General features: G+C 74.7%; 17 protein-coding genes, 2 pseudogenes and 2 riboswitches. Of the genes and pseudogenes, 14 read left to right on the forward strand and 5 right to left on the reverse strand.

The genetic code is table 11. The features are described from left to right. Nucleotides 1–125: 125 nt before the first annotated feature. The 3 genes from ACL02R_RS17530 (at nucleotide 126) to ACL02R_RS17540 (ending at nucleotide 2896) form a co-directional block, all read left to right on the forward strand. On the forward strand, nucleotides 126–497 hold the full coding sequence (locus ACL02R_RS17530; protein WP_412797857.1) for a hypothetical protein: 372 nt from the start codon (nucleotides 126–128) through the stop codon (nucleotides 495–497). Nucleotides 498–581: 84 nt separating this feature from the next. Further along, a complete protein-coding gene (locus ACL02R_RS17535; protein WP_412797858.1) occupies nucleotides 582–1568 on the forward strand; it encodes a phosphotransferase family protein in 987 nt (328 codons plus the stop codon). Beyond that, nucleotides 1565–2896: an MATE family efflux transporter gene (locus ACL02R_RS17540; protein WP_412797859.1), complete on the forward strand. Its 1332-nt coding sequence runs from the start codon at nucleotides 1565–1567 to the stop codon at nucleotides 2894–2896. Before ACL02R_RS17535 ends, ACL02R_RS17540 begins: the two co-directional genes overlap by 4 nt. 10 nt (nucleotides 2897–2906) lie before the next feature. On the opposite strand, the gene ACL02R_RS17545 is transcribed toward ACL02R_RS17540, so the two are convergent. Beyond that, nucleotides 2907–3425, reverse strand: a complete 519-nt coding sequence (locus ACL02R_RS17545; RefSeq protein ID WP_412797860.1) for a TetR/AcrR family transcriptional regulator — start codon at nucleotides 3423–3425, stop codon at nucleotides 2907–2909. On the opposite strand from ACL02R_RS17545, the pseudogene ACL02R_RS17550 reads away from it, so the two are divergent. Continuing rightward, nucleotides 3397–4155: pseudogene (locus ACL02R_RS17550) on the forward strand (tetratricopeptide repeat protein); the annotation flags it as partial. The gene ACL02R_RS17545 and the pseudogene ACL02R_RS17550 overlap by 29 nt on opposite strands. A gap of 44 nt (nucleotides 4156–4199) precedes the next feature. Here ACL02R_RS17550 and ACL02R_RS17555 read toward each other — a convergent pair. After that, nucleotides 4200–5984 carry a beta-xylosidase gene (locus tag ACL02R_RS17555; RefSeq protein ID WP_412797861.1) on the reverse strand — a complete coding sequence of 595 codons (1785 nt, stop codon included), beginning with the start codon at nucleotides 5982–5984 and terminating at the stop codon, nucleotides 4200–4202. A 352-nt stretch (nucleotides 5985–6336) separates the two neighbouring features. On the opposite strand from ACL02R_RS17555, the gene ACL02R_RS17560 reads away from it, so the two are divergent. The 7 genes from ACL02R_RS17560 (at nucleotide 6337) to ACL02R_RS17590 (ending at nucleotide 14224) form a co-directional block, all read left to right on the forward strand. After that, nucleotides 6337–7347 (forward strand): LacI family DNA-binding transcriptional regulator, encoded by a 1011-nt coding sequence (locus ACL02R_RS17560; protein ID WP_412797862.1) that lies wholly within the window; start codon nucleotides 6337–6339, stop codon nucleotides 7345–7347. A gap of 119 nt (nucleotides 7348–7466) precedes the next feature. Then, nucleotides 7467–8720: an extracellular solute-binding protein gene (locus ACL02R_RS17565; protein WP_412797863.1), complete on the forward strand. Its 1254-nt coding sequence runs from the start codon at nucleotides 7467–7469 to the stop codon at nucleotides 8718–8720. A 216-nt stretch (nucleotides 8721–8936) separates the two neighbouring features. Beyond that, a complete protein-coding gene (locus ACL02R_RS17570) occupies nucleotides 8937–9884 on the forward strand; it encodes a carbohydrate ABC transporter permease (protein ID WP_412797864.1) in 948 nt (315 codons plus the stop codon). Next, nucleotides 9878–10702, forward strand: coding sequence for a carbohydrate ABC transporter permease (locus ACL02R_RS17575; protein ID WP_412797865.1), 825 nt, complete (start codon nucleotides 9878–9880; stop codon nucleotides 10700–10702). Before ACL02R_RS17570 ends, ACL02R_RS17575 begins: the two co-directional genes overlap by 7 nt. An 82-nt stretch (nucleotides 10703–10784) precedes the next feature. Continuing rightward, the gene (locus ACL02R_RS17580; protein WP_412797866.1) at nucleotides 10785–12803 is read left to right on the forward strand and encodes a TIM-barrel domain-containing protein; all 2019 of its coding nucleotides are present in this window, start codon (nucleotides 10785–10787) and stop codon (nucleotides 12801–12803) included. A gap of 108 nt (nucleotides 12804–12911) precedes the next feature. Then, the gene (locus ACL02R_RS17585; protein WP_412797867.1) at nucleotides 12912–13373 is read left to right on the forward strand and encodes a PPC domain-containing DNA-binding protein; all 462 of its coding nucleotides are present in this window, start codon (nucleotides 12912–12914) and stop codon (nucleotides 13371–13373) included. Nucleotides 13374–13465: 92 nt separating this feature from the next. Then, nucleotides 13466–14224, forward strand: a complete 759-nt coding sequence (locus ACL02R_RS17590) for a class I SAM-dependent DNA methyltransferase (RefSeq protein ID WP_412797868.1) — start codon at nucleotides 13466–13468, stop codon at nucleotides 14222–14224. Here ACL02R_RS17590 and ACL02R_RS17595 read toward each other — a convergent pair. Both ACL02R_RS17595 and metE read right to left on the reverse strand, forming a co-directional pair. Then, a complete protein-coding gene (locus ACL02R_RS17595) occupies nucleotides 14191–15396 on the reverse strand; it encodes an MFS transporter (RefSeq protein ID WP_412797869.1) in 1206 nt (401 codons plus the stop codon). The genes ACL02R_RS17590 and ACL02R_RS17595 overlap by 34 nt on opposite strands. 148 nt (nucleotides 15397–15544) lie before the next feature. Continuing rightward, nucleotides 15545–17869 carry a 5-methyltetrahydropteroyltriglutamate--homocysteine S-methyltransferase gene (metE, locus tag ACL02R_RS17600; RefSeq protein ID WP_412797870.1) on the reverse strand — a complete coding sequence of 775 codons (2325 nt, stop codon included), beginning with the start codon at nucleotides 17867–17869 and terminating at the stop codon, nucleotides 15545–15547. A gap of 190 nt (nucleotides 17870–18059) precedes the next feature. Next, nucleotides 18060–18207, reverse strand: a riboswitch (cobalamin riboswitch). Between the two features lie 240 nt (nucleotides 18208–18447). Beyond that, nucleotides 18448–18577, forward strand: a riboswitch (cobalamin riboswitch). Nucleotides 18578–18685: 108 nt separating this feature from the next. Between metE and ACL02R_RS17605 the strand changes: the two genes are divergently transcribed. Together ACL02R_RS17605 and ACL02R_RS17610 are read left to right on the forward strand one after the other, a co-directional pair. Next, nucleotides 18686–22603 (forward strand): fibronectin type III domain-containing protein, encoded by a 3918-nt coding sequence (locus ACL02R_RS17605; RefSeq protein WP_412797871.1) that lies wholly within the window; start codon nucleotides 18686–18688, stop codon nucleotides 22601–22603. Nucleotides 22604–22671: 68 nt separating this feature from the next. Continuing rightward, entirely contained in the window at nucleotides 22672–23775 is a 1104-nt protein-coding gene (locus ACL02R_RS17610; RefSeq protein ID WP_412797872.1) for a hypothetical protein, read from the forward strand. A gap of 46 nt (nucleotides 23776–23821) precedes the next feature. On the opposite strand, the gene ACL02R_RS17615 is transcribed toward ACL02R_RS17610, so the two are convergent. Continuing rightward, nucleotides 23822–25933, reverse strand: coding sequence for a GMC family oxidoreductase (locus ACL02R_RS17615; protein ID WP_412797873.1), 2112 nt, complete (start codon nucleotides 25931–25933; stop codon nucleotides 23822–23824). A gap of 580 nt (nucleotides 25934–26513) precedes the next feature. Here ACL02R_RS17615 and ACL02R_RS17620 point away from each other — a divergent pair. Next, nucleotides 26514–26762: pseudogene (locus ACL02R_RS17620) on the forward strand (hypothetical protein); the annotation flags it as partial.

The raw sequence follows: 26762 nt of genomic DNA on the forward strand, positions 1-26762 counted from the left end.
GGACCACGACGCGTGCGGGCAGACCGCATGATGGTCCGGAGGAGGCCGGAGGCCGCCCGCTTCCGGCAAGGCGGGCAGCCCGATGACTGAGCCGTCCCCCTCTTCGCCGGAAGGAATCCGTTCTGATGACGACCGTCTCCTTCGATACGCCGGTCGCCGCCGAGGCGTTGCTCCGGGCGGCCGTCCTGTTCAAGTTCGACGGCGGTGGCGACGCGGAGCCGTACGCGGGCAGCCCGCCGTACGCCCACGCCGTCCGCCGGCTGCTGGCGGCCGTGGCCGACGCGCACCGCGCCGCGGGCCGTGCGGGGACGGCGCAGCGCTGGCTCGGCCTCTACCGGCTGGGCGGCCACGAGGAACGGCTGTCGTTCGTACGGGAGTTCGTGCGGCGTCACCCCGACTGGGACTCTCTGGACGCCGAGGCGCGACGGGCCTGGGTCGAGGTCGTCGCCGCTCCCTACACCGTCTCCGACGACGACCTGGCCCAGGTGATCGCGTGACCGCCACCGCGACCGGGGGTATGGCCCCGATTTCGGCCGCCTGGTAGAAACTCGCTCGGGGCGAGTCGGGAAGAGGGGCAGGGCGTGGAGAGCATCACGAAGAACCGGCAGACGCCGGAGGCGCTGCGGGCGATGGCCGAGCGCGCCTACGGGCCCGCCCGCGTCCCGGACGGCGAGGGCTGGGCCGAGGAGCTGGGCCACGGCTGGTTCAACGTCGCCTACCGCATACGGCTGCGCGACGGCGAGGACGTCGTCCTCAAGATCGCCCCACCGCCCGGCGTCGAGGTGATGACGTACGAACGCGGCGCCATGCGCATCGAGCTGGCCACGCTCGACCTCATCCGCAAGCACACGGACGTCCCCGTCCCCGCCGTGCACTTCGCCGACACCAGCCGCGAACTGTGCGACGCCGACTGGTTCTTCATGCCGTTCGTCCAGGGCGACAACCTCGGCGTCGTCGGCGACAGCCTGCCCGAGGCGGAGCGCGCCGCGTACATGGAGCAGGTCGGCGCCGCCAACCGCGCGCTGAACGGCATCAAGGGCGACGCGTTCGGCCCGCTCGCCGGCCCCGGCGACCCCAGCTGGCGGCAGGTGTTCACCGGCATGGTGGAGACCGTGCTGCGCGACGGCGAACGCCGCGCCGTGGACCTCGGCCGGGACCCCGACACCGTGCGCGCCGTCCTCGCCGAGCACGCGGACAGCCTGGACGAGGTGACCGAGCCGCGCCTCGTCGAGTGGGACCTGTGGGACAGCAACGTGCTGATCCGCGACGGCCGGATGGCGTGCGTGATCGACCACGAACGGGCCTTCTACGGTGACCCGCTGATCGAGGCGGGCTTCACCGCCACGCAACTCGGCGCGTTCGGCGACTCCACCGCCTTCATGCGCGGCTACGGGCACGGCACGCTGACGGAGACCGAGACCGTGCGCCGCCGCCTCTACTGCCTGCACCTCGCCCTGATCATGGTCATCGAGACCGTCTACCGGGGCCACACCGACAGCACGCAGTACGACTGGGCGCGCGAGCGGCTGACCGAGGCGATGGAGCTGCTCGGCCGCGCCCGCCCGTGAGGACGCTCACCCCCGCCCCCGCCGACCACGCCGCACGCCTCGGCACCCGGCCGGTCGGCCAACTGCTGTGGCGCAACTGCCTCCAGACCACCGCCGCCGTCGGCGTCTACGGCGTCTACGCGCTGACGAACGCCTGGTTCGTCGGCCGCGGCGCCGGCGACACCGCCATGGCGGCCGTCAACCTGGCCGCACCGCTGCTCCTGCTGCTCGGCGCCGTGTCCACCACGGTCGGCGCGGGCGGCGCCTCCCTCGTCTCCCGCGCCCTCGGCGCGGGCGACCACCGGGCCGCCGCCCGCGCGGCGGGCAACGCGTTCACCCTCTTCTGGACCACCGCCGCCACCACGACCCTCCTCGGCCTGCTCTTCCTCGACCCGCTGCTGACACTCCTCGGCGCGCAGGGCCCGCTGCGCGACGACGCCCGCGACTACGCGTCCATCCTGCTGTGCGGCGCGCTGGTGTCCACCGGCTTCTCCAGCCTCGTGCGCGCCGAAGGACGCATGGGCTACTCGATGATGGTGTGGGTCGTCGCGGTGGCCGTGCAGATCCTCCTCGACCCGCTGCTGATCTTCGGCCTCGGCATGGGCGTGCGGGGCGCCGCGCTGGGCACGGTCGGCGGGCAGGCCGTGTCCGTCGCCATGACCCTGTGGTTCTTCTTCCTCCAGCGCGACCGTCCCTACCGCGTCCCCGCGCGGGCGCTGCTCCCGCACGGCCCCACGCTCCGCGCCCTGGCCGGCGTCGGCCTGCCGTCCTTCCTGGCCGGTACGGGCGTCACGCTGCTCGCCGTCCTCGTCAACGCGACGCTGGCCGCGTCCGGCGCCGCCGCCCTCGCCGCGTACGCCGTCTGCGCCCGCCTCCAGACGTTCGCGATGATGCCCCACACCGGCATCGGCCAGGGCATGCAGCCCATCGTCGGCTTCAACGCGGGCAGCGGCCTCACCGCCCGTGTCGCCCGCACCCGCGCCCTCGCCCTGCGCGGCTCGCTCCTGTACGGGCTGACCACCGCCGCCGTGTTCGCGCTGCTCGCCGACCCGCTCGTGGGACTGTTCCTCAACGACCCCGCCACCGCCGCCGAGGCGGGTGACGCCCTGCGGATCATCGCGGCGGGCCTCGCGGTCGCCGGGATCGCGCCCCTCGCCGCCGCGTACTTCCAGGCGCTCGGCCGCCCCCGGCCCGCGTACGTCCTGTCGATCGGCACCCTGCTGCTGATCAAGGCGCCGCTGGTCGCCGCGCTCGGCCCCACCGGCCCCACCGGCGTGTGGACCGGCCTGGCCGCCGGGGAGGTCGCCACGGCGGCCGTGGCCCTCGTCCTGCTGCGGGTGCTGCGCTGACCACCGCCCGCTACTCCGTCGGCGCCACCATCAACTGCCCGGCGAAGAACCGCAGCGAACCGACCATGTCCACCTCCGCGGGACTGGTCAGCCACTGCACCTGGAGCCCGTCCATCAGCGCCACGACACTGACCGCCGCCGCCCACGCGTCGATCCCCCGGCGCAGCAGCCCCTGCCGCTCAAGTCCCAGCAGCGCCGAGTGCGCGAAGCGGCGTACGTCGGCGTAGTGCCGCGTGAAGTACCCGTGCGCGGGATGGTCAGGCGCGAACGCCTCGGCCGACAGGCGCACGTACAGCTCGATGATCCCCGGGTTCCGCGCGTTGTGGCCCGCCAGGTCGAGGAACCGCTCCACCAGGGCCGTCGGCGAGGCGTCCCCGGGGCCGAACCGTGCGGCGTCCCGCTCGTCCCGGCGTCCCAGCACGGCCGCGAGCAGGGCCTCGCGGCCGGGGAAGTAGTGGAGCAGTCCGGCGTGGCTGACGCCCGCCCGCTTGGCGATCTCCCGTACGGACGCGCCGGAAGGCGTGCGCAAGTCCATGCTGTCGGCAGCGTCCCTGCTCTGCTACATGACCGGCTGGATGGCCGTGGACGAGGCCCTGCACGGACTGGCGCAGCGCTAGTACGTCAAAGGGCTCGAACTCGCGGGCGCCGGCGGCGATCACATGACGTACTGCCACATCCTCCGCGGCGTGTCGGTGCAGGCCGTGGGTCTCGGCCACGGCGTGACCGCCACCCGGCTCGCCGACGCGGCAGCGGCCGCGTCGCCCCACGCCGGTCCACGGATGCGTGCCTTCCTGGCGGGACAGCAGGCACATTCCTACGCCGTCGCGGGAGACCGGCACAGTGCGATGCGGAGCATCCGGGTCACCGAGGCCGCCCTGGAGAAGGCGGAGAGCCAGTCGAACACCTTCGGGGGCTACGACCCGGCGACCCTGGCCTGTCACGTGGCGCAGGTGCGCTACGGGCTCGGGGACGTGGCCGGCAGCGTGGACTCGCTGCGGGCGCACTTCCGGCTGCGTCTTCCGAGCGACAGCAGAGGATCGGCCGTGCGCTTCCGTGCGATGCTCGCCGAGCGCCAACTCGAAATGGGCAGTCTCGAATGGGCGTGCGCGTCGTGGAACCGCGCACTCGACGATTACCCGACCGTCCATTCCGGCCGGGTGGACGAGCAAGTCGCGCGCATGAAAGGCCTGTTGCGGCCTTATCTGGGGAACGGGACGGCGCGGGACACCTATGACCGTGCGCGGCAGGTCGCCGGGTGAGGAGCGGCGCCCCGCAGCGGGATCGGCTGCGGGGCGCCGGTGGGTCAGCGGGTCACCACCACGCTGTCCAGCGCGATGTTGCCGCCCGAGCTGGCGGGGTTCGTGCCCTGGGCCACCGTCACGACGACCGTGTGCGGGCCGCGCGGCAGCACCGGACTCGTCCAGACGGACGACGAAGCCTGCCGCGACGGCGCGTAGTTGTCGATCAGCACCGGCGCCGACCCGTCCACGCTGACGCGCATCCGGCCCTGGTCCCGGTCGCGGACGGCGTGCAGCGCCAGCCGCGTCCCGGTGAAGCGGACGACGGCCGTCGAGCCGGGCGTGTAGCTCCAGTTGGCCGTGGACTGGTACATGTCCGGCACGCCGTTCGTACGGCCCCAGCCCGCGCCGTACGCGAAGTCAGCGGCGTTTCCCGGCGAGGTCACCGCCGCGTCCACCGTCGCCTGCTGACCGGCGGGCGTCACCGTCACGAAGAACGCGTCCTGCGCGTCCTGCCCGGCGATCGACAGCTGCGCCGAGTTCGTCCCGGCGGGCAGCGTCTGCGAGGAGACCGTCTCCGGCTGGCCGAGCGGCGACGCGTCGGGGATGCGCTGCACCGTCACCTGGAGGGCACCCGGAACGCCGGTCGCCGACAGGCCGTCGAGCGTCAGGTCCACCGCGGGGACGTCACCGCCCGAGTCGCCGATCAGCACAGCGGCCCGGTGGTGCGCCGGGTCCACGGCGGCCACCGCGTCCGTGGTGCCGGAACCGTCCGCCCGCACCAGGTCACCCGTCAGCTCGGCGTACGACCGGTACACCCACCACCGGCCGGTCGGCCGCAGCGCGCCGTCGCCGCCGCGCGTCAGCAGGCCGTCGAGCAGACCGGCCGCGCAGCACTCGTCCCAGATCGCGTGCGACGCCGAGTCGATGCCCGACCTGGCGATGCGGGCCAGGTACCAGGCGGAGAACCCGGCGTGCTGCTCGTGCGCGTGGATGTACTCGTTCATCGTCAGCCCGACGCCCGTGATGCCGCGCTCGGACAGCAGGCCGCGGGCCGCCTGCGCGTCGGCGACCGGGTCGTTGCTGAAGTGCCAGTTGAGGATGGTCGGCAGCGTGCCCGCCGCCTTCGTGTGGTCGAGGAACGGCGCGATGTTGTTCGGGCTGAAGTCCCACAGGGACGGGCCGACGATCTCCGCGTCCGGCACGACGCGGCGCAGCGTCCGCACCGCGCTGTCCCACATTCGGTAGTACTGCTCGGTGTTGAAGCCCGGCGGGAAGAACGCGCCCGCCGGCTCGTTCCAGATGTCGAAGCGCACGTCGAGCCCCGAGGCCTCCACGTCGTGGGCGAGGCGTTCGACGAACTGCTCCCAGTTCGCGCAGTCCCCGTCCGTGCACGGGTAGACGGTGTTCGCGGCCTGGGTCGTGTCGGCGCCCCACACGTCGCTGACGAGCAGGTCGTACGTCGCGTCGTACGGCGGCGTGCTCAGCCGCCGCGCCTGGTCGAGCGCCGACTCGGCGCGCCGCTGGTAGCCGGACCCGGCCGTGTAGCCGTCCCCGGCCCAGCCGCCGCCGCCGAGCCGGGCGCCGCCGCCGCGCGCCGAGCGGGGCGCGAGCGGCGCGAGCAGGCTGTCGTCCGGGCCGGCGCCGTCCTCGGTCAGCCCGTACAGGAAGCCGGAGCCCACACCCTCGGCCGGTCCGCGCGACGCGGCGAAGTCGACGGTGACGGACCGCGGTGCCGCGGCCTGCGCGGTGCCGGGGCCGCTCACGGCGACGGCCAGCGCGGTGGACAGCAGGGTGAGCAGGGTGGTGGTGGCACGGAGTCGTCGCTTTCTCGCTGGTGTTCGCGGCAAGACGTCATCCCTTCCGGCGGCGCCCCGGCGCTGCGGCGGGGACGCACGAGTCGGGCCGCCATCGTGGGCGCGTGACCGCCGGGCGTACGCGGCGGCGCGCCGGCCGTCCTGCCCGGCGGCTCACGGGCAGGCGGCGCTGTCGAACCGGTTCGCGAATCGGTTCGATGAGAGAGTTAAGGGCCCGGCGGGAGGGCGGTCAAGAGGGATGACGGGACCGGTTCGCCGCGCCGGGGCCGTCCGCCTCCGGCCCGTCGGCACAAGCCGGCGCAAGGGTGTTGTGCTTCCGGGGAGGCGGTGCTAGGTTCCGTCGAACCGGTTCGACGAACGTTCGACGACGAGCGAGGGCACACAGATGGCGACCATCGGGGACGTGGCACGGGCGGCGGGTGTCTCCCGCAGCACCGTGTCGTACGCACTCTCCGGCAAGCGCGCCATCTCCGACGAGACCCGCCGCCGCATCGAGCACGCGATCACCACCCTCGGCTTCACCCCCAACGCCGGGGCGCAGGCGCTCGCGACGTCCAGGACCAAGGTCATCGGGCTGATGCTGCACTTCCACGAGGACGAGTTCGCCCCCGCCGTGCTCCAGTACCTGCTGCCCATCACGGACACCGCCCGCGAACTGGGCTACGACATCCTGATGGTCACGGACGTGGACGGCCCCGAGGCGCTGCGGCGCGTCACCAAGACCGGCATGGTCGACGGCGTCGTCCTCCTCGACGTCACGCACGACGACCCCCGCCTCGAACCGCTGCGCGCCTCGGGGAAACCCGGCGTCCTCGTCGGCCTGCCGAACGACCCGGCGGGACTCGACGTGTTCGACCTCGACTTCGCCGCCGCCGCGCGCGTCCTGCTCGACCACCTCCACGGGCTCGGCCACCGCCGGATCACGCTGATCACCCCCGCGCAGGAGGTCTTCGACCGGGGCGTCTCCTACAGCTGGCGCTTCCGGGACGCGGCCGTCGAGCACGCCGCGCGGCTCGGCGTCGAGATCCACACCCACTACGGCGAGAACGAGCAGCCCTCCAGCGGACGCGCCCTGCGCGCCGTGCTGGACGCGCACCCGGACGCGACCGCGCTGGTCGTCCACAACGACGGTTCGGCCGCACCCCTGCCGATGACGCTGCACGAGCACGGCGTGTCCGTGCCGGAGCGGCTCTCCGTCGTCAGCCTCTACTCGCGGGCGTTCGGCCGGGCGTTCTCCCTGCCGTACACGGCCGTGGACACCTCGCCCGCCGAGCTGGGCCGCCTGGCGATCCACCGGCTCGTCAAGCGCATGGAGGACGGCGAACGGGCGGGCCCGTACGGGGTCCACCTCGCCGCCCCGCACCTCACCGACCGGGCCAGCACCGCACGCGTCTGACCCCCGCGCCCCCAACGCCGCACGATCCCACCGCACCGGAGGAGCCGCCGGTCCTTCCCTGGCCGTCGAACCGGTTCGACACACACCACTGGCACCACGAACGTTCGGAGACACCCGTCATGAGACGACACCTCACCTTCCGCTCCGCCGGGGCGACCGCCATCGCCATCGGCGTGCTCGCGGGCGTCACCGCCTGCTCCGACTCCGGCTCGGGCGGCGGCTCGGACTCCGCGTCCGGCACCTTCACGTTCTGGGACCCCTACCCGCAGTGGGACGAGGACAGCGCGTGGGGGCAGCAGGTCCGGCACTGCGCCGAAGAGACGGGCGTCACGATCGACCGCACCGGCTACGACACGTCCGACCTCACCACCCAGGCCCTGCTCGCCGGCCAGCAGGGCAACTCGCCCGACATCATCGTGCTGGACAACCCGGTCGTCTCCACCCTCGCCGAGGCGGGTCTGCTGACGAGCACCGACGACCTCGGCCTGGACACCTCCGCCTTCGCGGAGAACCTGCTCGCGCCCGGCCGGACCGACGGCGCGTCCTACGGCGTGCCGATCGGCGCCAACACCACCGCCCTGTACTACAACGCCGACGTCCTCGCCGACGCCGGTGTCGACCCCGCCTCGGTCACCGACTGGGCGTCCCTCACGGACGCGCTGGAGCAGGTCACGGCGGCCGGGCACAAGGGCATCACCTTCGCGGGCATCGGTACCGAGGAGGGCTCCTTCCAGTTCCTCCCGTGGTTGTGGGGCGCCGGGGCCGACCTGCACGACATCGCGTCGCCCGAGGCCGTCTCCGCGCTGGAGCTGTGGAAGGGCTGGCTCGACGCCGGCTACGCGCCCAACTCCGTCATCAGCAACAGCCAGCAGGTCAGCTGGCAGGAGTTCGAGACCGGCGAGTACGCGTTCGCCCAGAACGGCACCTGGCAGCTCGCCGCCGCCGAGGCGTCCGGCATCGACTACGGCGTCCTCACCATCCCGTCCGCCGCCGGCGGCCCCGCCCCCGGCGCGACCGGCGGCGAGTTCGTCACCGCCCCGGTCCAGGGCGACGACGGCCGGTACGAGACGACCGCCGCGATCATCGACTGCCTGGTGAACCCCGACAACCTGCTGGAGACCGACACGGCGCTCTCCTACATCGCGCCGATCGAGGACCTGCGCGCCCGGCAGGTCGAGGACAACCCGGCCCTCGCCCCCTGGGTCGAGGCGGTCGGCGCCGCCCGCGGCCGCACCACCGACCTGGGCACCGACTACCCGGTGATATCCGAGCAGCTGTGGACCGCCGTGCAGAACGCGCTCTCCGGCAGCCAGAGCCCGCGGGACGCTCTCGAAGCCGCCCAGCAGGCCGCCGCGTCCGGTACCGGCGACTAGGGCGCGTCTTCCGGGTCTTGCCGGGGCCGCGCTGCCGGCTACGGCCCCTCGCTGCGTTGTCGCATCGCGCGAGTACGACCGAGTACGAGCTGCGATGCTCCGCCTTGCGATGCACCGCATCCGACAACGCGGCCTGACCCGACAAGACCCGAAAGACGCGCCCTGACACCGCGGGCCGGACAGCGCACGACGGCGCACGACAGCGAGGAAAGACCCATGACAGCCGTACCGGCCACCGGAAGGTGGCGAGACAGGCGGGGGAACGGGCGACAGCGCCGCGGCCCCACGGCGACGGGCGTGGTCGCCTGGTGCTTCCTGGCACCGCTGGTGATCTACCTGGTGACGTTCTACGCCTACCCGCTCTACCGCAACATCGAGCTGAGCTTCAAGGACTACACCGTCGCGTCCTTCGTCCGGGGTGACGCCCCGTTCGTCGGCTGGGACAACTTCGCGGAGGTGCTCGACAGCCCCACGCTCGGCCCGGCGCTGCGCAACACCCTCGTCTTCACCCTGGCGTCCCTGGTCTTCCAGTACGGCATCGGGCTGGCGCTCGCGGTGTTCTTCCAGAAGAACTTCCGCCTCGCGGGGACACTGCGGGCGCTGTTCCTCGTCCCGTGGCTGCTGCCGCTGATCGTGTCCGGGTCCGTGTGGTCCTGGATGATGAACAGCGAGTCGGGCGTCGTCAACGCCGCCCTGGAGGCGTTCGGCATCGGCCAGGTCAACTGGCTGACGTCGCCGCACTGGTCGCTGGTCGCGGTGATCGTCGCGAACATCTGGATCGGCGTCCCGTTCAACCTCGTGCTGCTCCACAGCGGCCTCCAGAACATCCCGCACGAGCTGTACGAGGCCGCGTCGCTCGACGGCGCGTCCGCCTGGCAGCAGTTCCGGCGCATCACGTTCCCGCTGCTGCGCCCGGTGTCGGCGATCACCGTGCTGCTCGGGCTCGTCTACACGCTCAAGGTGTTCGACATCATCTGGATCATGACGCGGGGCGGCCCCGGCACCTCGTCCACGACCCTCTCGACCTGGTCCTACGAGCTGGGCTTCGGCTCGCTGCTCCCGCACTTCGGCCCGGGTGCCGCGGTCGGCAACCTGCTCATCGTCATCGCGCTGGTCTTCGGACTGGTCTACATCCGCGTGCAGAAGCGCCAGGAGGAATGGTGAACACGACACGGCGCTCCTCCTGGCGGACCGCGGTCGGCCTCGTCCTGACGGCGGTCATGCTCTTCCCGGTCTACTGGATGGTCAACGTCTCGCTGACCCCGTCACGGGACATGCGGAAGGACCCGCCCGACTGGTTCCCGCTGCACCCCACCTTCGACGGCTACACGGCGGTCCTCGACGACCAGCTGCCGTACCTGCGCACCAGCCTGCTCATCGGCTTCGGCACCGTCGCGCTGACCCTGCTGATCGCCGCCCCGGCGGGGTACGCGCTGGCCAAGCTCCGCCCGCGCGGCGGCGGCCTGCTCAGCTTCCTGCTGCTGATCGCGCAGATGATCCCCGGCATCATCATGGCGATGGGCTTCTACGGGATCTTCCTCAACCTGGGCATTCTGAACACCTGGTGGGGCCTGATCGTCGCGGACTCCACGATCGCCGTCCCGTTCGGCGTGCTGATCTTCACCGCGTTCATGGCGGGCATCCCGCAGGAGCTGATCTCGGCCGCGAAGATCGACGGCGCCGGGCCCTGGCGGACGTTCCGCTCGGTGATCCTGCCAGTCAGCAGGAACGCGATGGTGACGGTCTCGCTGTTCGCCTTCCTGTGGGCGTGGTCGGACTTCATCTTCGCCAGCACGCTCGACGGCGGCGGCGACAGCCGGCCCATCACGCTCGGCATCTACCGGTACATCGGCAACAACAACCAGGAGTGGAACTCCATCATGGCCACCGCCGTGGTCGCGTCCATCCCGGCCGCCGTGCTCCTGGTCGTCGCGCAGCGCTACGTCGCGGCGGGCGTCACCGCCGGGGCCGTCAAGAACTGACGAATCGTCACCTTTTCCACCCCGCCAGGCGGTACGAGGCCGTACCGCCCGTTCCACCACGCACACGTTCGGAGAAAGTTCCGTGGTCACCTTCCGTACCACCGACGGCGTCCTTGAAGTCAGGCACCGGCACGAGGTCCTGCGCATCGCCGCCTGGGGGGCCGACAGCGTCCGGGTCAGGGCCGCGCAGTACCGGATACCCGCCGAGAGCCACGGCGCCCTGGACGACGCCCCGCCGCCCGGCGGGTCGCCCGTGATCACCGCGGAGGCGCACCGCGCCACGCTCGTCAACGGCGGCCTGACCGTCACCGTCGAGCACGACACGTCGGCCGCCTACCCGGAGCCGCTGCTCACGTTCAGCAGGACCGCGACCGGCGAGACGCTGCTCGCCGAGAGCCGCCAGCACTTCTGGGCCCCGGGCGCCCGCTCCTACCAGGGCAACCGCTCCGGCGCGTACGGGATCACCGCGCAGTTCGCCGCGTACGACGGCGAGCGGCTGTACGGCCTCGGCCAGCGCACGCACGGGCGGCTCGACGTCAAGGGCCTCGGGCTCGACCTGGTGCAGCGCAACGCCGAGGTCAACATCCCGTTCGTCCTCTCCAGCAGGGGCTACGGCTTCCTGTGGAACGTCCCGGCCGTCGGGCGCGTCGAGTTCGGCGCGGACGCCACCCGCTGGCACGCCGGGCAGGCCCGCGAGATCGACTACTGGGTGACGGCCGCGGACACGCCGCGCGGCATCCTGGGCCGGTACGCGGACGCCACCGGCCACAGCCCCGAACTGCCCGAGTGGGCCAGCGGGTTCTGGCAGTGCAAGCTGCGCTACCTCGATCAGGAGGAACTGCTCGGCGTCGCCCGCGAGCACAGGCGGCGCGGCCTGCCGATGTCGGTGATCGTCGCCGACTACTTCCACTGGACGGCGATGGGCGACTACGCGTTCGACCCCGCCGAGTGGCCCGACCCGCGCGCGATGGCGGACGAACTGGCCGAGCTGGGCGTCAAGCTGATGGTCTCCATATGGCCGACCGTCTCCCCGCTGTCGCGGCACTTCGCCGAGTACCGCGACCGGGGGCTGCTCACCGGCACCGACCAGGGCGTCGAGGTGCACCAGATGATCCAGGACAAGGGCATGGCGACGCCGATGCCCGTCGCGTTCTACGACCCGACGAACCCGGACACCCGCGCGTTCGTCTGGGACCTGGTCCGCCGCAACTACCTGGAGCACGGCATCGACGTCTTCTGGCTCGACGCCTCCGAGCCCGAACTCGCCCCTTCCCACCCGGGCAACCTCGTCCTCCACGCCGGTCCCGGCGCCGAGGTCGCCAACATCTACCCGCGCGAGAACGCCCGCCTGTTCGCCGAGGGCATGGCCGCCGCGGGGCGCGCGCCGACCGTGCTGCTCAGCCGCTCGGCATGGGCCGGTTCGCAGCGGTACGGGGCGGCCGTCTGGTCCGGCGACATCCCCGCGACCTGGGAGTCCCTCGCCGTCCAGGTCCGGGCGGGGCTCAACGTCGCCGTCTCCGGCATCCCGTGGTGGACCACCGACATCGGCGGCTTCCACGGCGGCGACGCGAGCGACCCGGCGTACCAGGAGCTGATGGTCCGCTGGTTCCAGTACGGCGTGTTCTGCCCGCTGTTCCGCCTGCACGGCGACCGCGAGCCGCGCACCCCCACCGGCCACACGCAGACCGGCGGCCCCAACGAGGTGTGGTCGTACGGCGAGCGGGCGTACGGCGTCATCGCCGAGCAGCTCCGCCTGCGCGAGCGGCTGCGGCCGTACATCCAGGAACAGATGCGGGTGGCCGCCGCCGAGGGCGTCCCGCCGATGCGCCCGCTGTTCGTCGACTTCCCCGACGACCCGGCGGCGTGGGAGGTGGAGGACCAGTTCATGTTCGGCCCCGACATCCTCGTCGCCCCCGTCACCGAGCCGGGCGTGACGGAGCGCACGGTGCGGCTGCCGCTGGGCCGCACGTGGACCGACGCGTGGACGGGCGAGACGCACGCGGGCGGCACGACACCGACGGCCGCCGCGCCGTTCGAGCGCATACCGGTGTTCATCACCGAGGGCGCGGACCTGCCGCTGCGCGCCCCCGCCGGGGACTGACGGGCCGGAGCCGGGCGGGCACGCCCGCCCGGCGGCGCCCGCCGTGCGCGCCGCCGGGGGCCGTCCTACCGTGGCGGGGACGACCAGGGCCGCGGAGGCGAGGACCGGATGCAGACCAGGAAGATCTTCGAGGCGAACGGGCTGCGGACGTACCTGCTCGTCCTGGCCGAGGGCGACGAGGCGTTCGCGGAGATCTCCGCGTTCGCCCGCGCCGAGCGCGTCACCGGCGCGGGCCTCACCGCCGTCGGGGCCTGCCGCGAGGCGACGCTCGGCTGGTTCGACCCGGAGGCCGCCGACTACCGCGCCACCTCGTTCACCGAGCAGATGGAGGTGCTCTCCCTGCTCGGCGACATCGCCCTCCAGGACGACCGGCCCGCGCTGCACGCCCACATCGTGCTCGGGCGCCGGGACTCCTCGGCCATCGGCGGCCACCTGCTGCGGGCCGTCGTCTTCCCGACGATGGAGGTCATCGTCACCGAGACCCCCACCCACCTGCGCAAACGCGTCGATCCCGAGACAGGGCTCGCGCTGATCGCCCCTCACGCATCCTCCGACGGCCCGGCCGACTGACCGGCACGGGCGGTGCCGGGAACTCCGCCGCCGCCCCGCCCGACCAGTGGAGTGTGCCGCCGCACGGCACGCCGCCACCGGGAGGGACGCCCATGGAAGACCACGGACCGGAGACCTACGGCGAGCTGAACGCCGACGTCTACGACGAGTGGCACACGCACGACCCGACCGAGGCCGTTGACTTCCTCGCGGACCTGATCGCCGACGGGCCGCCGGGCCCCGTCCTCGAACTCGCCGTCGGTACCGGCAGGGTGACGCTCCCGCTGGCCGCGCGCGGCGTGGACCTGCACGGCATCGACGCGTCCGAGGCGATGGTGGCGCGGATGCGCGCCAAGCCGGGTGGCGAGGAGATACCGGTCACCATCGGCGACATGGCGGACGTCGCCCCCGACAGCGGCGACCGGTTCGCCATGGTCTTCGTCGTCTTCTCGACCTTCTTCTTCCTGATGACGCAGGAGGAGCAGGTCCGCTGCTTCGCCAACGCCGCCGAACGGCTGGTGCCCGGCGGCCGGTTCGTGCTGGAGTGCCCGATGCCCGACGTCGCGCGGTACGGCAGGAACCAGGCCGTGGAGGCGCTTCAGGTCGGCCTCGGCCACGTACGGCTCATCGCCGTCCGGCACGACCCCGTGGAGCAGCGCTTCGAGGGGCAGCACGTGCTGATCAGCGCCGAGGGCTTCCGCCTGGCACCGGCGTTCATGCGCTACGCGTGGCCGAGCGAACTGGACCTGATGGCCCGCCTGGCGGGTCTGGAGCGCCGCGACCGGTGGGGCGGCTGGCGGCGCGAGCCGTTCCGCGCGGAGGGCATGTACGTGACCGTCTACGAGAAGCCCGCGCCGCCCCCGCCCTCCTGACCGCCCCGGCCGCGCAGCGCCGCGAGCACCAGCGGCGGCAGGACGAGGCACTGCGCGGCGACGGCCAGCCAGAACCCCGGGAGCGCGCCCGCCCGTTCGAACGCCCCGTACACCGCGCCACCGGCCACGCCGCTCAGCATCGCCCCCACCCCGACGGCGAGGCGCTGCTGTCCGAACGTCACCGCCGCCGACCGCCGCGACAGCGCGAGCGCCGCCAGGTCGTTCTTCAGGAACAGCACGGCCGTCCCCGCGCTCATCGCCAGGGCACCGGCCGCCACACCGGCCGCGTGCCCGGTGGCGCACGCGGCCGTCCCGGCGGCCATGCAGGAGAAGCCGGCCGCCATCGCCACCGTGTGCCGCGCCCGGCCGACCCACCCGGCCAGCAGCGGCTGGAGCACGGCGAGCCCCAGCGAGTACCCCATCATGATCACGCCGAAGACGGCCGTGGCCAGCCGCCCTTCCGTGAACAGCGCGAGGTACTGGTAGAACTGCATGTACAGGTAGTGGGTGAGCACGGTCACCGCGAACGGCACCCGCGCCAGCCCGCGCAGCACCCGCCGGAACGGTTCGACGGGCGCCCCGTCCGCACCCGGCCGTTCGGGGCGCAGCAGCAGGTGCCCCACCGCGAGCGCGGCGTACAGCCCGGTGGTGAGCGCGAACAGCGTCCCCGGGGCGTCGCGGAACAGCGCCCCGGCCACCGGGCCGCACGCGATGCCCAGGTTGCCCGCCGCGCTGCCCGCCGACACCAGGCGCGGCCGCTGCGCGGCGGACGCGGAGTGCACGAGGTAGGCGCGGTAGGCGGGGGAGTAGAGCGCGCCGGCGAGACAGCTCAGGAACAGCGCGGGCACCATCAGCACCGGCCGTCCCACCGCCGCCAGGTAGGTCACCGCGCCCGCGAGGTACAGGCAGGTGGCGAGCACGAGGGACCGCTTCAGCCCGGCCCGTTCGGCGAACGCGGCGGTGAACGGCGCGCTCGCGAACTGCGCCAGCGTCGCCGCGCCGAGGACGACGCCGACCGCCGCCATGCCGATGCCCAGGCGCTCCCGCAGCAGCACCGCCAGGTACGGGTAGACCGCGAACGTGCCGGTGTTCACGAGGAAGCCGCCCACGAGCAGCGCGATGTGCGGTCCCGTCAGCGCGGCCCGCGTCCCCGTGACGGTGCCCGCACTCATCCCGCCTCCGTTCGTCCCGCCCCCGGGAAGGGGAGTTCCGCCACCGCACCTGTCGCGCCGGGCGGGCGGAGAGTTCCCGGGTGCGACGGAACGGCGGTGGTGGCGCGCCGGGAACCGGACCCCGAGCAGTCCGGCCCCCGGCCGCCGGTCAGGCGCCGCGCCCCGGCAGTCCGGCGCGGACGGCGCGGGCGGCGGCGACCAGGTTCACCAGCGACGCGCGGGTCTCCGGCCAGTCACGCGTCTTCAGCCCGCAGTCCGGATTGACCCACAGGCGCTCCGCCGGGATCGCGGCCAGGCCCGCGCGCAGCAGCGCCGCCGCCTCCTCGACGCCGGGGACGCGCGGCGAGTGGATGTCGTACACGCCCGGCCCCGCCTCGCGCGGGTAGCCGTGCGAGGCCAGCTCGCGGGCCACCTGCATGTGGGAACGGGCGGCCTCCAGGCTGATGACGTCGGCGTCCAGGTCGTCGATGGCCCCCACGATGTCGCCGAACTCGGCGTAGCACATGTGCGTGTGGATCTGCGTGGCCGCCGCGACCCCCGAGGTGGCCAGGCGGAACGCCTCGGTGGCCCAGGCGAGGTACGCCGGGCGGTCGGCGGCGCGCAGCGGCAGCGTCTCGCGCAGCGCGGGCTCGTCCACCTGGATCACCGCCGCGCCGCCCGCCTCCAGGTCGGCCACCTCGTCCCGCAGCGCGAGGGCGACCTGCCGCGCGGTCTCGGCGAGCGGCTGGTCGTCGCGGACGAACGACCACGCCAGCATCGTCACGGGCCCGGTCAGCATCCCCTTGACCGGGCGGGCGGTGAGGGACTGCGCGTAGCGCGTCCAGCGGACGGTCATCGGCTCGGGCCGGGAGATGTCGCCCGCCAGGATCGGCGGGCGGACGTACCGGGTGCCGTACGACTGGACCCAGCCGTGGTCGGTGGCCAGGTAGCCGGTGAGCTGTTCGGCGAAGTACTGGACCATGTCGTTGCGTTCCGGCTCGCCGTGCACGAGGACGTCGAGCCCCGCCTCCTCCTGGAAGGCCAGCACGTCGCGGATCTCCGCCTCGACGCGCTCCTCGTACGCGGCGGTGCCGATCCGCCCGGCGCGCAGGTCGGCGCGGGCCGTGCGCAGGGCCGTGGTCTGGGGGAACGAGCCGATGGTCGTGGTCGGCAGCAGCGGCAGGCCGAGCGCGGCGCGCTGCGCGGCGGCCCGCTCGGCGTACGGCGCGGAGCGGCGCGCGTCCGCCTCGGTCACGGCGGCGGCACGGGCCCGTACCGCCGGGTCGCGCGTGAGGGGGGAGGTGGCGCGGGAGGCCAGGTCGGCGCGGTTGGCGGCCAGTTCGGCGGCGATGGCGTCCGTGCCGTGCGCCAGGGCGCGGGCGAGCGTGACGGTCTCGGCCGTCTTCTGCCGGGCGAACGCGAGCCAGCGCAGCAGCTGCGGGTCGATGGCGCGCTCGGCCGACGTGTCCAGCGGGACGTGCAGCAGGGAGCAGGAAGGGGCGACGTCCACGCGGTCGGCCAGGCCCAGGAGGGTGCCGAGCGTGGTGAGGGACTTCTCCAGGTCGTTGATCCAGATGTTGCGGCCGTCCACGACGCCCGCGACGAGGCGCTTGCCCGGCAGGCCGCCCGCGGCGGCGAGCGCCTCCAGGTTCGCGGCGGCCCGTCCGGTGAAGTCCAGTGCCAGGCCCTCGACGGGCGCCTTCGCGAGCACGGGCAGCGCCTCGCCGAGGCGGTCGAAGTAGGAGGCGACGAGCAGCTTCGGCCGGTCGGCGGCGCCGCCGAGCACCTGGTAGGCGCGGGCGGCGGCCGCCAGTTCGGCGGGCGTGCGGTCGGCGGCGAGCGCCGGCTCGTCCAGCTGCACCCACGCGGCGCCCGCCGCCCGCAGGTCGGCCAGCACCTCGGCGTAGACGGGCAGCAGCCGGTCCAGCAGGGACAGCGGCTCGAAGCCGTCGGCCACCCCGGGCGCGGGCTTGGCGAGCAGGAGGTACGTGACGGGGCCGACCAGCACGGGCCGGGCGGTGAGGCCCTGGGCGGAGGCTTCCTTCAGCTCGGCGACCTGCTTGGCGGAGTCGGCGGTGAACGCGGTGCCGGGGGCGAGTTCGGGGACGAGGTAGTGGTAGTTGGTGTCGAACCACTTGGTCATCTCCAGCGGCGCCACGTCCTGCGTGCCGCGCGCCATGGCGAAGTAGCCGTCCAGCGCGTCCGCCTCGAAGGCGGCGCGGTGGCGTTCGGGGATCGCGCCGACCATGACGGTGGTGTCGAGGACGTGGTCGTAGTACGAGAAGTCGCCGGTGGGCACCTCGTGGATGCCTGCGTCGGCGAGCTGCCGCCAGTTGGCACGGCGCAGTTCTCCGGCGGTGGCGCGGAGGGCCCCGGCGGTGACGCGGCCCTTCCAGTAGCCCTCGATCGCCTTCTTCAGTTCCCGGTTCTGCCCCTGCCTGGGGTAGCCGTGGACGGTGGCCTGCGGTGCCGCGGCTGCGGACTCGGATGTCACGGAACTCTCCTTCGCGAGTGTGTGTCCTGACCATCCCGGCGGGGGAGGGGCGCGAAGGGGTGACGACCTGGCGGCGACGGTGTACCGCGTGCCATCGCCGTGGCACGGCCGTCCGCCTGGTGTGCACGCCGACCCGCCCTCGGGGTCACCGGGATGTCCGCGCGCGGCGGGCCGCGCACGGGCAGCGGGCAGGTCTTCGGACTCACGGGCGCGTCCTCACGGGGAGGACACCTACTGGCCGTCGCTTCCCGGGCCCGCGGGGGCCCAGTGCTGTATGACGGCGGTCGTTCCCGTTCACCGCTGCGGGGCAGTCCCGGATTCCCACCGGGTTCCCTCTTGCGACGCGCCTGCCTGGCGGGCAGGGCGGACCAGCTGCTGCCGTCAGCCTAGAGGGCCGCCGGGGGCCGCGCACCACACCGCTCGCATCGCGGACACCGCCCGGCGCCAGGGCCGGTTGTCCTGCGAATCGGAGTGTGCCACAGTGACATCCGTTCGATTCGACGGTCGGTTGACGATCGGACCCGCGCAAGACAGCGCGCGGGACGGTCAGTTCACGGTCGCCCCCGGGCGCCGCCCGGCCATCGGAACGGACATGTGGTGCCATGCCGTGGGAGAAGCCGGTCGAATTCCGGCACTGTCCCGCAACCGTGGGCATCCCGCCGTCCCGGCGGGGTGCGAGTCGGATCGCCCTCGGCGCGGTGATGCTTCGTCGACATCCGTCGTGGACTGCGGACAGCGAAGACGCCCGGCCGCCCCCGCGCCGGATGCCTTCCCTCCTCCCCGGGACACGCGCGGCGCACTCGGGAGGGGACCCCCATGGACGGACCGGCCGCACGAAGACTCGACCGCGCCCCGGCGCGGCGACGGGCCCTCCCGGCCGTCCTCCTCCTGCTGCTGCTCGGCCTCCTCGCGCAGGCCGTCCCCGCCACGGCCGACACGGGCACCGCCGCCGAGTGCGCGCCCTCCGGCAGCGCCGGGCTCGTGATCGACTTCGGCACCGTCGCCGACCCCCTGGCCGGCGAACGCCCCGCCCCCGCCGTCACCTGGTCCTGCGCCGGCACCGCGGCCGGGGGCACCGGCCGGCCGCCCACCGGCGCCGAGATGTTCCCGCTGACCGGCCACACCGTGCGCTTCCACACCAACGGCCTCGTCTGCGCCATCGACGGCTACCCCGCCACCGGCTGCGGCGAGACCCGCCCGGACGGCACCACCCGCTACTGGTCCTACTGGGCGCACGACGCCTCCCGCGGCCCCGGCTGGGCCTACTCCGGCGTCGGCCCCGGCACCCGCCGCCTCGCCAACGGCTCGGTGGACGGCTGGCGTTACGTCGAGACGCGCGGCGCCGAGGCCCAGGCCCCGCAGCCCCGGCAGGCCCCCGACTGGGACGTCCTGTGCTGCCAGGCTCCGCCCGCGAGCGTCCCCGCCGCCCCCACGGACGTCCGCGCCACCGCCGGGATCGCCGCCGCCACCGTCACCTGGGAACCCCCGGCGGGCCCCGCGCCCGTGACGGGCTACTCCGTCGAGGCCGCACCCGGCGGCGCGCGCGTGGAGGTGCCCGGCGACACGACCACCGCCACCGTGCCCAGGCTCACCCCCGGCACCCCGTACACCTTCCGCGTCCGCGCCCAGAACGGCGCGGGCGAGTCCGCCGCTTCCGCCCCCAGCGACCCGGTCGTCCCCGCCGCGCCGGGCACGACCGCCCCCGCCGCCCCCGACCAGGTACGGGCGCGCGGCGGCGTCCGCGAGGCGACCGTCACCTGGCGCGCGCCGGGCGACGACGGCGGCGCGCCCGTCACCTCGTACACCGTCCGGGCCGACCCCGGCGGCGCCACCGCCACGGCCACCGGCACCACGGCCACCGTCACCGGCCTCGACCCGGCGGACGCGTACACCTTCACCGTCCTGGCGGTGAACGCCGCCGGGGCGTCCGCGCCCTCGGCGCCCTCCGCGCCCGTCGCCGTCACGGCGGCTGACCCCCGCCTCGTGCCCGGCCGGATCACCACCCTCGCCGGGACCGGCGCCCAGGACTTCTCCGGCGACGGCGGCCCGGCGGCCGACGCGGCGCTCAGCAACCCGTTCGGCGTCGCCACCGACGCCTCGGGCGACATCTGGATCGCCGACACCGGCAACCAGCGCGTCCGCCGCGTGGACGCCGCCACCGGCACCGTCACCACCGTCGCGGGCAACGGCACACGCGGCTACGGCGGCGACGGCGGCCCCGCCACCGACGCGTCCCTGCGCGACCCGAACGCCGTCGCGATCGGCCCCGACGGCGACCTGTGGATCGCCGACACCGGCAACCGCCGCGTCCGCCGCGTGGACGCCGCCACCGGCACCGTCACCACCGTCCTCGGCACCGGATCGCGCGGCGACACCGGCGACGGCGGCCCCGGCACCGAGGCCAGGATCGGCTCCCCCAGCGGCATCGCCGTCGCCCCGGACGGGACGGCGTACGTCAGCGACACCAACGCGTCGCGCGTCCGCGCCCTCGCGCCGGACACCGGCGTCGTCACCGCGTTCGCCGGTACGGGCCGCGCCGGGTTCTCCGGCGACGGCGGGCCCGCGACGGAGGCCGCGTTCTCGTTCAGCTCGGCCGCCGCACTGGCCGTCGACGCGTCGGGCGGCGTCCTCGTCACCGACCCGGGCAACCAGCGCGTCCGCCGCGTGGACACCGCCACCGGCACCGTCACCACCGTCGCGGGCGACGGCACCGCCGGGCACGGCGGCGACGGCGGCCCCGCCACGCGCGCACAACTCCTCTCGCCCGGCGGCGTGTCCGCCGGTCCCGGGGGCGAGCTGTACGTCTCGCAGCCGGGCGCCGTCCGCCGGATCGACCCGGACGGGACCATCACCACCGTCGCGGGCGACGGCACACCCGGGTACAGCGGCGACGGCCTCCCCGCCACGCGCGCCCGCGTCCAGGGCGGCTACGCCGTCGCGGCCGACCCCGCCGGGAACGTCCTCGTCGCCGAGGGCCAGCAGCACCGCGTCCGCCGCGTCACCGGCCCCGACGACGAGGCGCCGACCGTACGCCTCACCGCCGTCCCCGCGCCCCGCGGCACCGAACGCGACGCGACCGCCGAGTTCACCGTGGACGACCCGGCCGCCACCACCGCCTGCGCGCTCGACGGCGCCGAGCCCGCCCCGTGCACCTCGCCCTGGCGCGCCGAAGGCCTCGGCGACGGCACGCACACCCTCACCGTCACGGCCACCGACCCGGCGGGCAACTCCGGTACGGCGCGGGCCACCTGGGAGATCGTGCCCCTCACCGGCACCGACCCCGACGCCGCCGACGCCCTCGCCTGGCTCACCCGCGAACTCCAGCGCGGCGGCCACATCCTCGACCGCGCCGGTACGCCCGACCCGGGCCTGACCGCCGACGCGCTCCTCGCCCTCGCCGCGGCCGACCCGGCCGGCGCCACCGCGCAGCGCACCGCCGACACCCTCGCCGGGCACGCCGCCGACTACGTCACCCCCGCCCCCGGCACGCTGCTGTCGGGACCGCTCGCCAAGCTCACCCTCGTCCTCGCCGCCACCGGCCACGACATCCACGACACCGGCGGCCTCGACCTGGAGGCCGCGCTGCGCGGCCTCATGGTCACCTCGGGCCCCGACACCGGACGCTTCGCCGACCGCAACCCCGGCGGCCAGGACAGCGGCAACACGTTCGGCCAGTCCTTCGCCGTCCTCGCCCTCGCCCGCACCGGCGACGGCGTACCCGAGGCGGCCGTCGCCGACCTGACGGAACGCCAGTGCCCCTCAGGCGGCTTCCGCCTCACCCCCGGCACCGGCACCTGCACCGGCGACACTGACACCACCGCCCTGGCCGTCCAGGCCCTGCTGACCGTCCCGCGCACCGACGGCCTCGACCGCGTCCTCGGCCGCGCCGTCGGCTGGCTGCTCTCCCGCCAGGACACCGCCACCGGCGCGTTCGGCGGCACGGGACCCACCCGCGAACCCAACGCCAACTCCACCGGCCTCATCGCCCAGACCCTCGCCGCCACCGGACAGACCGACGCCGCCGCCCGCGCCGCCGACTGGCTGCGCACCCTCCAGCTGACCGGCGGCGACGACGCGGGCGCCCTCGCGTACAACCCCGAGGCGTACGACGACGGCCGCCGCTACGGGCTCGACGGCACCGTCCGCGACGAGTGGCGCCGCTCCACCACCCAGGCCGTCCTCGGTCTCGGCCTGCCCGCCATGGGCGCCATCGGCGTCGCGGAACCGCCGCCCGTCGAGCCGGTCGAGCCCGTCGATCCCGGCCCCGAGGACCCGGGCGACCCCGGCCCCGTCACCGAACCCGCCGTCACCGCCACACCCGCCGCCGTCAGGCCGGGCGAGACCGTGACCCTCGGCGGCGAGGGCTTCACCCCGGGCCGCCCGGTGGCCGCCGGACTCAGCGGCGCGGCCACGGCCCAGCTGCCGGACGGCACCGCCGACGAACGGGGCCGGGTGACGTTCACCTGGACCGTCCCCGCCGACGCCGCGCCCGGCACGGTCACCGCGGGACTGGTGGACCTCGCCAACGGCGCGGCGGCCTGGGCCGCGTTCGAGGTCGTCACCGACCCCGCCACGGGCGGCGGCGGTCCGCCCGGCGGCGCCCCGGGCGGCACCCTGCCCTCCACCGGCGCCGACCCCGCGCTCGTCCTGCTCCTGGCCGCCGCGCTCAGCGCCCTCGGCCTCCTCCTGCGCCGCTCCCGGCGGCGCGGGCCACCGGCCGCACGCACCCCCTGACCTTCCCCCGGCACACCCCCTGACACCCGGGTCACACCAGGCCCGGGACACCCATCACAGGAGAACACGTGTCCATACGTGCAGCGATTCGTCCGCGTAGATCCGTCTTCACGGCACTTGCCGCAGGTGTCGCGCTCGCCCTGTCCGTCCCGGTCGGCGCGGCGCACGCCGACCCGCCCACCGACGACCCCCAGACCGCCGCCGACTACGCCGCGGGCTGGCTCGCGGACCAGTTCGCGACCGACACGGACGGCGCGTACATCCCCCTCCCCGCGGGCGGGGCCAACGTCTCCGACACCGCGCAGTCCGCGCTCGCGCTCGCCGCCGCGGGGGCCGAGGAGGCCACCTTCGACGACGCCGTGGACTGGCTCACCGCCAACGCGGCGGACATCATCACCGTCGGCGGCGCCGACGACCCCGGCCGCATCGGCTACCTGCTGCTGCTCGCCGACGCGGCGGGCGAGGACCCCACCGACTTCGGCGGCGTGGACCTGCTCGACCGCCTCGACGGCACCCTCACCTCCAGCGGCCTCTACGGCACGGCCGACCCCACGTGGGACGGCGTGTTCCGCCAGTCCCTCGCCCTCCTCGGCCTGCGCGCCCACGGCGAGACCGTGCCCACCACCGCCCGGAACTGGCTCGCGGACCAGCAGTGCGACGCGGCCTCGCCCGCCGCCGCGGCCGGGGGCTTCCCGTCGTACCGCGCGGACACCACCGTCGCCTGCACCGCGTCCGGGCCCGAGACCAACTCGACGGCCCTCGCCGTCCAGGCGTTCGCCGCCGTCGACGCGACCGCCTACGGCGCGGCCGTGGACGACGCCCTCGACTACCTCGCCGGGGCCCAGGAGGCCGACGCGGGCTTCCCCTTCGCCCCCGGCTACGGCTCCGACCCCAACTCGACCGCCCTCGTCGTCCAGGCCATCGCGGCCGCGGGCGAGGACCCGGCCGGGACCGCCTGGCAGGTCGGCGGCAGCACCCCGTACGACTCGCTGCTGAGCTGGCAGGTCGGCTGCGACGCCCCCGCCTCCGACGTCGGCGCGTTCGCCTCGCCGTGGAGCTCCGGCGCCCCCGACCAGCTGGCCACGCAGCAGGCCGTCTGGGGCGCGGCGGGGACGCCGTTCCCGCTCGACCCGTCCTTCACCTCGCCGACGCCGGTGCCCTGCACCGCCTGACGGCCGCCGCGCCCGCGCCGGACGCACCGCCCGGCGCGGGCACCGGCTACCGGCTGGCCGTCATGTGGTCGGCGACGCGCAGGGCGTTGGCGAAGATGGTGAGCACCGGGTTCACCCCGCCGTTGGTCACCAGGGCCGAGCCGTCCACCACGCGCAGGTTGCCGTGCCCCCAGACGCGGCCCCACGGGTCGGTCACCGAGGAGGCCGGGTCGGTGCCCATCCGGCAGGTCCCCGCCTGGTGCTGCCCGCCGCTCGGCCCGGCGTCCGGCGGCGTCAGCCCGGCGCGTACGGCCCGCCGCGCGCCCGAGGCGGTCAGCCACTCGACGCACCGCTCGGCGAGGAACGCCTGCCCGCGCAGGTCCTCCGGGTGCGGGTGCCCGCCCAGCACGGCGACGGGTATCCCCAGCCGGTCCCGCGTCCCCGGGGCCACGCGCACGCGGGCGTCCGCCGTCGTCACCTCCTGGATCGGCGCGGCGAGCCGCAGCATCCGCAGCGACAGGTCCCGCATGCCGCGCTTCGCCTCCGCGCCCCACGGCGGGATGATCCCGGTGTCCGCCAGGTAGTGGTACGTGGCGGCCGGCGTCGGCACGAACTCCCGCGCCAGGATGCCCCCGCCGACGATCCCCGGGTTGTCCTGCCGGAAGTCGGTCACCGCGATCGACGGGCCGGGACCGACCATGTCCTCCACCGGGTCGGCGAAGATCCCCACGGCCGACGCGTACAGGTGCCCCTGGAGGTGGCGGCCCACCTGGCCGGCCGCGTTCCCGACGCCGCGGGGCTCGCCGTCGTGGGCCGAGTTGAGCAGCAGCCGCGCCGTCTCCACGGCCCCGCCCGCCAGGACGACCTCACCGGCGCGCACCTCCGTACGCCACACGGCGCCGTCCCGCAGCCCGGCGACCGCCACGCCCGCCACCCGTCCGCCGCGCCCGACGAGCAGCCGGGCCGCCGTCGCCTCCGTGAGGATGCGGCACCTGCCGGTGGCGAACGCGCGGGCGAGCAGGGTGTTCCTGCTGTCGTTCTTGGCGTCCACGCGGCAGGCGAAGCCCACGCAGAGCGAGCACTGCGCGCAGCCCGAACGGCCCTGGTAGGGCTGGGAGTTGATCAGCAGCGGCACCGACACGGGGGACAGCCCGAGCCGTCCCGCGCCCGCGCGCAGCACCTCGTGCGCGGGCCCGGTGGGCAGGGCCGGCATCGGCAGCGGCCTGGCGCGCGTGCCGCCGTGCGGGCCGACGTCGGCGCCGCCGCTCACCCCGATCTCCCACTCGGCGCGCTCGTAGAACGGCGCCATCTCCTCGTACCCGAAGGGCCAGTCGGCGAGGGCGCTGCCCTCGGGGACGCCGTAGTGGGACGCCATCCGGAAGTCCACGGGGCCGAAGCGCCACGCCTGCGCGCCGTAGACCCGGGTGCCGCCGCCGACGGTCATGGCGTTGTTGCTCCACCGGGGGTCGGTGGGGGAGAGGGGCAGCAGCCGGGTCCCGTCGTCGAGGAGCCGGGGGTTGCCGTCCGGGGCGGGGCCGCTGAGGGGCGGGAAGCCCCAGGTCGTACGGGGGTTGCGCAGGTGGTCGGCGGACAGCTCCTCCGCGCCCGGCCAGGCGCCCGACTCCACGACCAGCACGCTGCGGCCCGACTCGGCGAGGCGGCAGGCGGCGGCGCCGCCGCCCGCGCCCGAGCCGACGACCACGGCGTCGTACCGCGCGGCGAGCCCGCCGGGGGTGACGGCGGCGTGCCGCGGCTCGGGGGCGGGGCGGGCGGCGAGGTAGGCGGGCGGGCCGGGCCGCCAGCCGGTCATGGCCCAGGAGGCGGCGCCCGCGTTGCCGCCGTTCGCCTCGTCCGCGAAGTAGCCCTCGGCGACGAGCCCCGCGAACCACACGAGGTCCGGCTCACCGGCCAGGCCGTCGAGGAGGGAGGCCCGTTCCGTGTCCGTGAGCGCGGCGAACTCCCGGCCGTGGCGGGCGCGGGCGCGCGCGGTGACGAGGGCGAGGACCCGTCCGGCGCGTTCCCTCCTGGCGGGGTCCTCCGCCAGCGCCCGGCGCAGGAACGCGAGCCCCCCGGCATCCACCGCCGAGGGATGGCCGTCCCGGGGGAGGAGCGTGTCGAGGAGCGGCGCGTAGGCGGCGGTCTCGGACGGCACGGGTATCGGGGACTCGCTGGCTGGCACACGTGCTCCAGGGGGTGGGACGGCGGCGGGTGGGACGATACGGGCGCCGCACCACCCGGTCAATCGCCCCCGCCCCCCGACCGCGCAGGTCAGGCGTCGCGCAGCACGGCCACCCGCTCGGCGAGCGCCTCGTCCGTCGCCTGGACCGCGGCAGGGCCCCGCCGTGGCGGACGCCGCGGCGGTGCGGGACGGCCACGCCCGAGCCGTCCGCACCGCATGGGCACAACTCCGCCCCGTCTGTGGGGAGCCTGTCGGCCTTGTGCCGTGAGGGTCCGCGCGAGTCCTGGGGATCTCGTGCACGCCCTGCGCGAAGCGTTGACAAGTGCGTGACATGCTTGAAATCTTGACTCGACGCGCAAGGAAGCGACTGGACGACTCAAAATCTTGCGTAAGTTAACGCAACTTTCCGGCAGTCAGTCTGTCGGTGTCTCAGTTCACCCCCCACACCCCGTCAGCCCCACAGACGGCGAACCCGCACCACCACCCCCACACCCGGCGTACCCGCGTTCCCGTCGTCCCGCGGCCGGTCCGATCGGAGCGGCGTCCCCACACGGCGCTCCTACGGAAAAAGGACCCCCACATGACACGACACCACCCCGGGCTGCGGCTCGCAGCCGCCGTCCCCCTGGCAGGCCTGGTCGTCCTCGGCCTGGTGCCCGCCGCCCCGGCATCCGCCGGCGACGCCCCCGCCCCCGCCGCCGAGGCGACCGGCGCGGCGCTGCCGTACACCGAGTACGAGGCGGAGGACGGCCGGCACAACGGCACGCTGCTCCAGACCGACCCCGAACGCACCTTCGGGCACACCAACTACGCCACCGAGTCCTCGGGC

The sequence above is a fragment of the Streptomyces sp. MS19 genome, assembly GCF_047200595.1.
In the GTDB taxonomy this organism is placed as follows: domain Bacteria; phylum Actinomycetota; class Actinomycetes; order Streptomycetales; family Streptomycetaceae; genus Streptomyces.

Coding starts and splice junctions, on each gene's coding strand:
- ACL02R_RS17530 (WP_412797857.1), top strand. CDS start 126: ATGACGACCGTCTCCTTCGATACGCCGGTCGCCGCCGAGGCGTTGCTC.
- ACL02R_RS17560 (WP_412797862.1), top strand. CDS start 6,337: ATGGCGACCATCGGGGACGTGGCACGGGCGGCGGGTGTCTCCCGCAGC.
- ACL02R_RS17565 (WP_412797863.1), top strand. CDS start 7,467: ATGAGACGACACCTCACCTTCCGCTCCGCCGGGGCGACCGCCATCGCC.
- ACL02R_RS17570 (WP_412797864.1), top strand. CDS start 8,937: ATGACAGCCGTACCGGCCACCGGAAGGTGGCGAGACAGGCGGGGGAAC.
- ACL02R_RS17575 (WP_412797865.1), top strand. CDS start 9,878: ATGGTGAACACGACACGGCGCTCCTCCTGGCGGACCGCGGTCGGCCTC.
- ACL02R_RS17585 (WP_412797867.1), top strand. CDS start 12,912: ATGCAGACCAGGAAGATCTTCGAGGCGAACGGGCTGCGGACGTACCTG.
- ACL02R_RS17590 (WP_412797868.1), top strand. CDS start 13,466: ATGGAAGACCACGGACCGGAGACCTACGGCGAGCTGAACGCCGACGTC.
- ACL02R_RS17595 (WP_412797869.1), bottom strand. CDS start 15,396: ATGAGTGCGGGCACCGTCACGGGGACGCGGGCCGCGCTGACGGGACCG.
- ACL02R_RS17605 (WP_412797871.1), top strand. CDS start 18,686: ATGGACGGACCGGCCGCACGAAGACTCGACCGCGCCCCGGCGCGGCGA.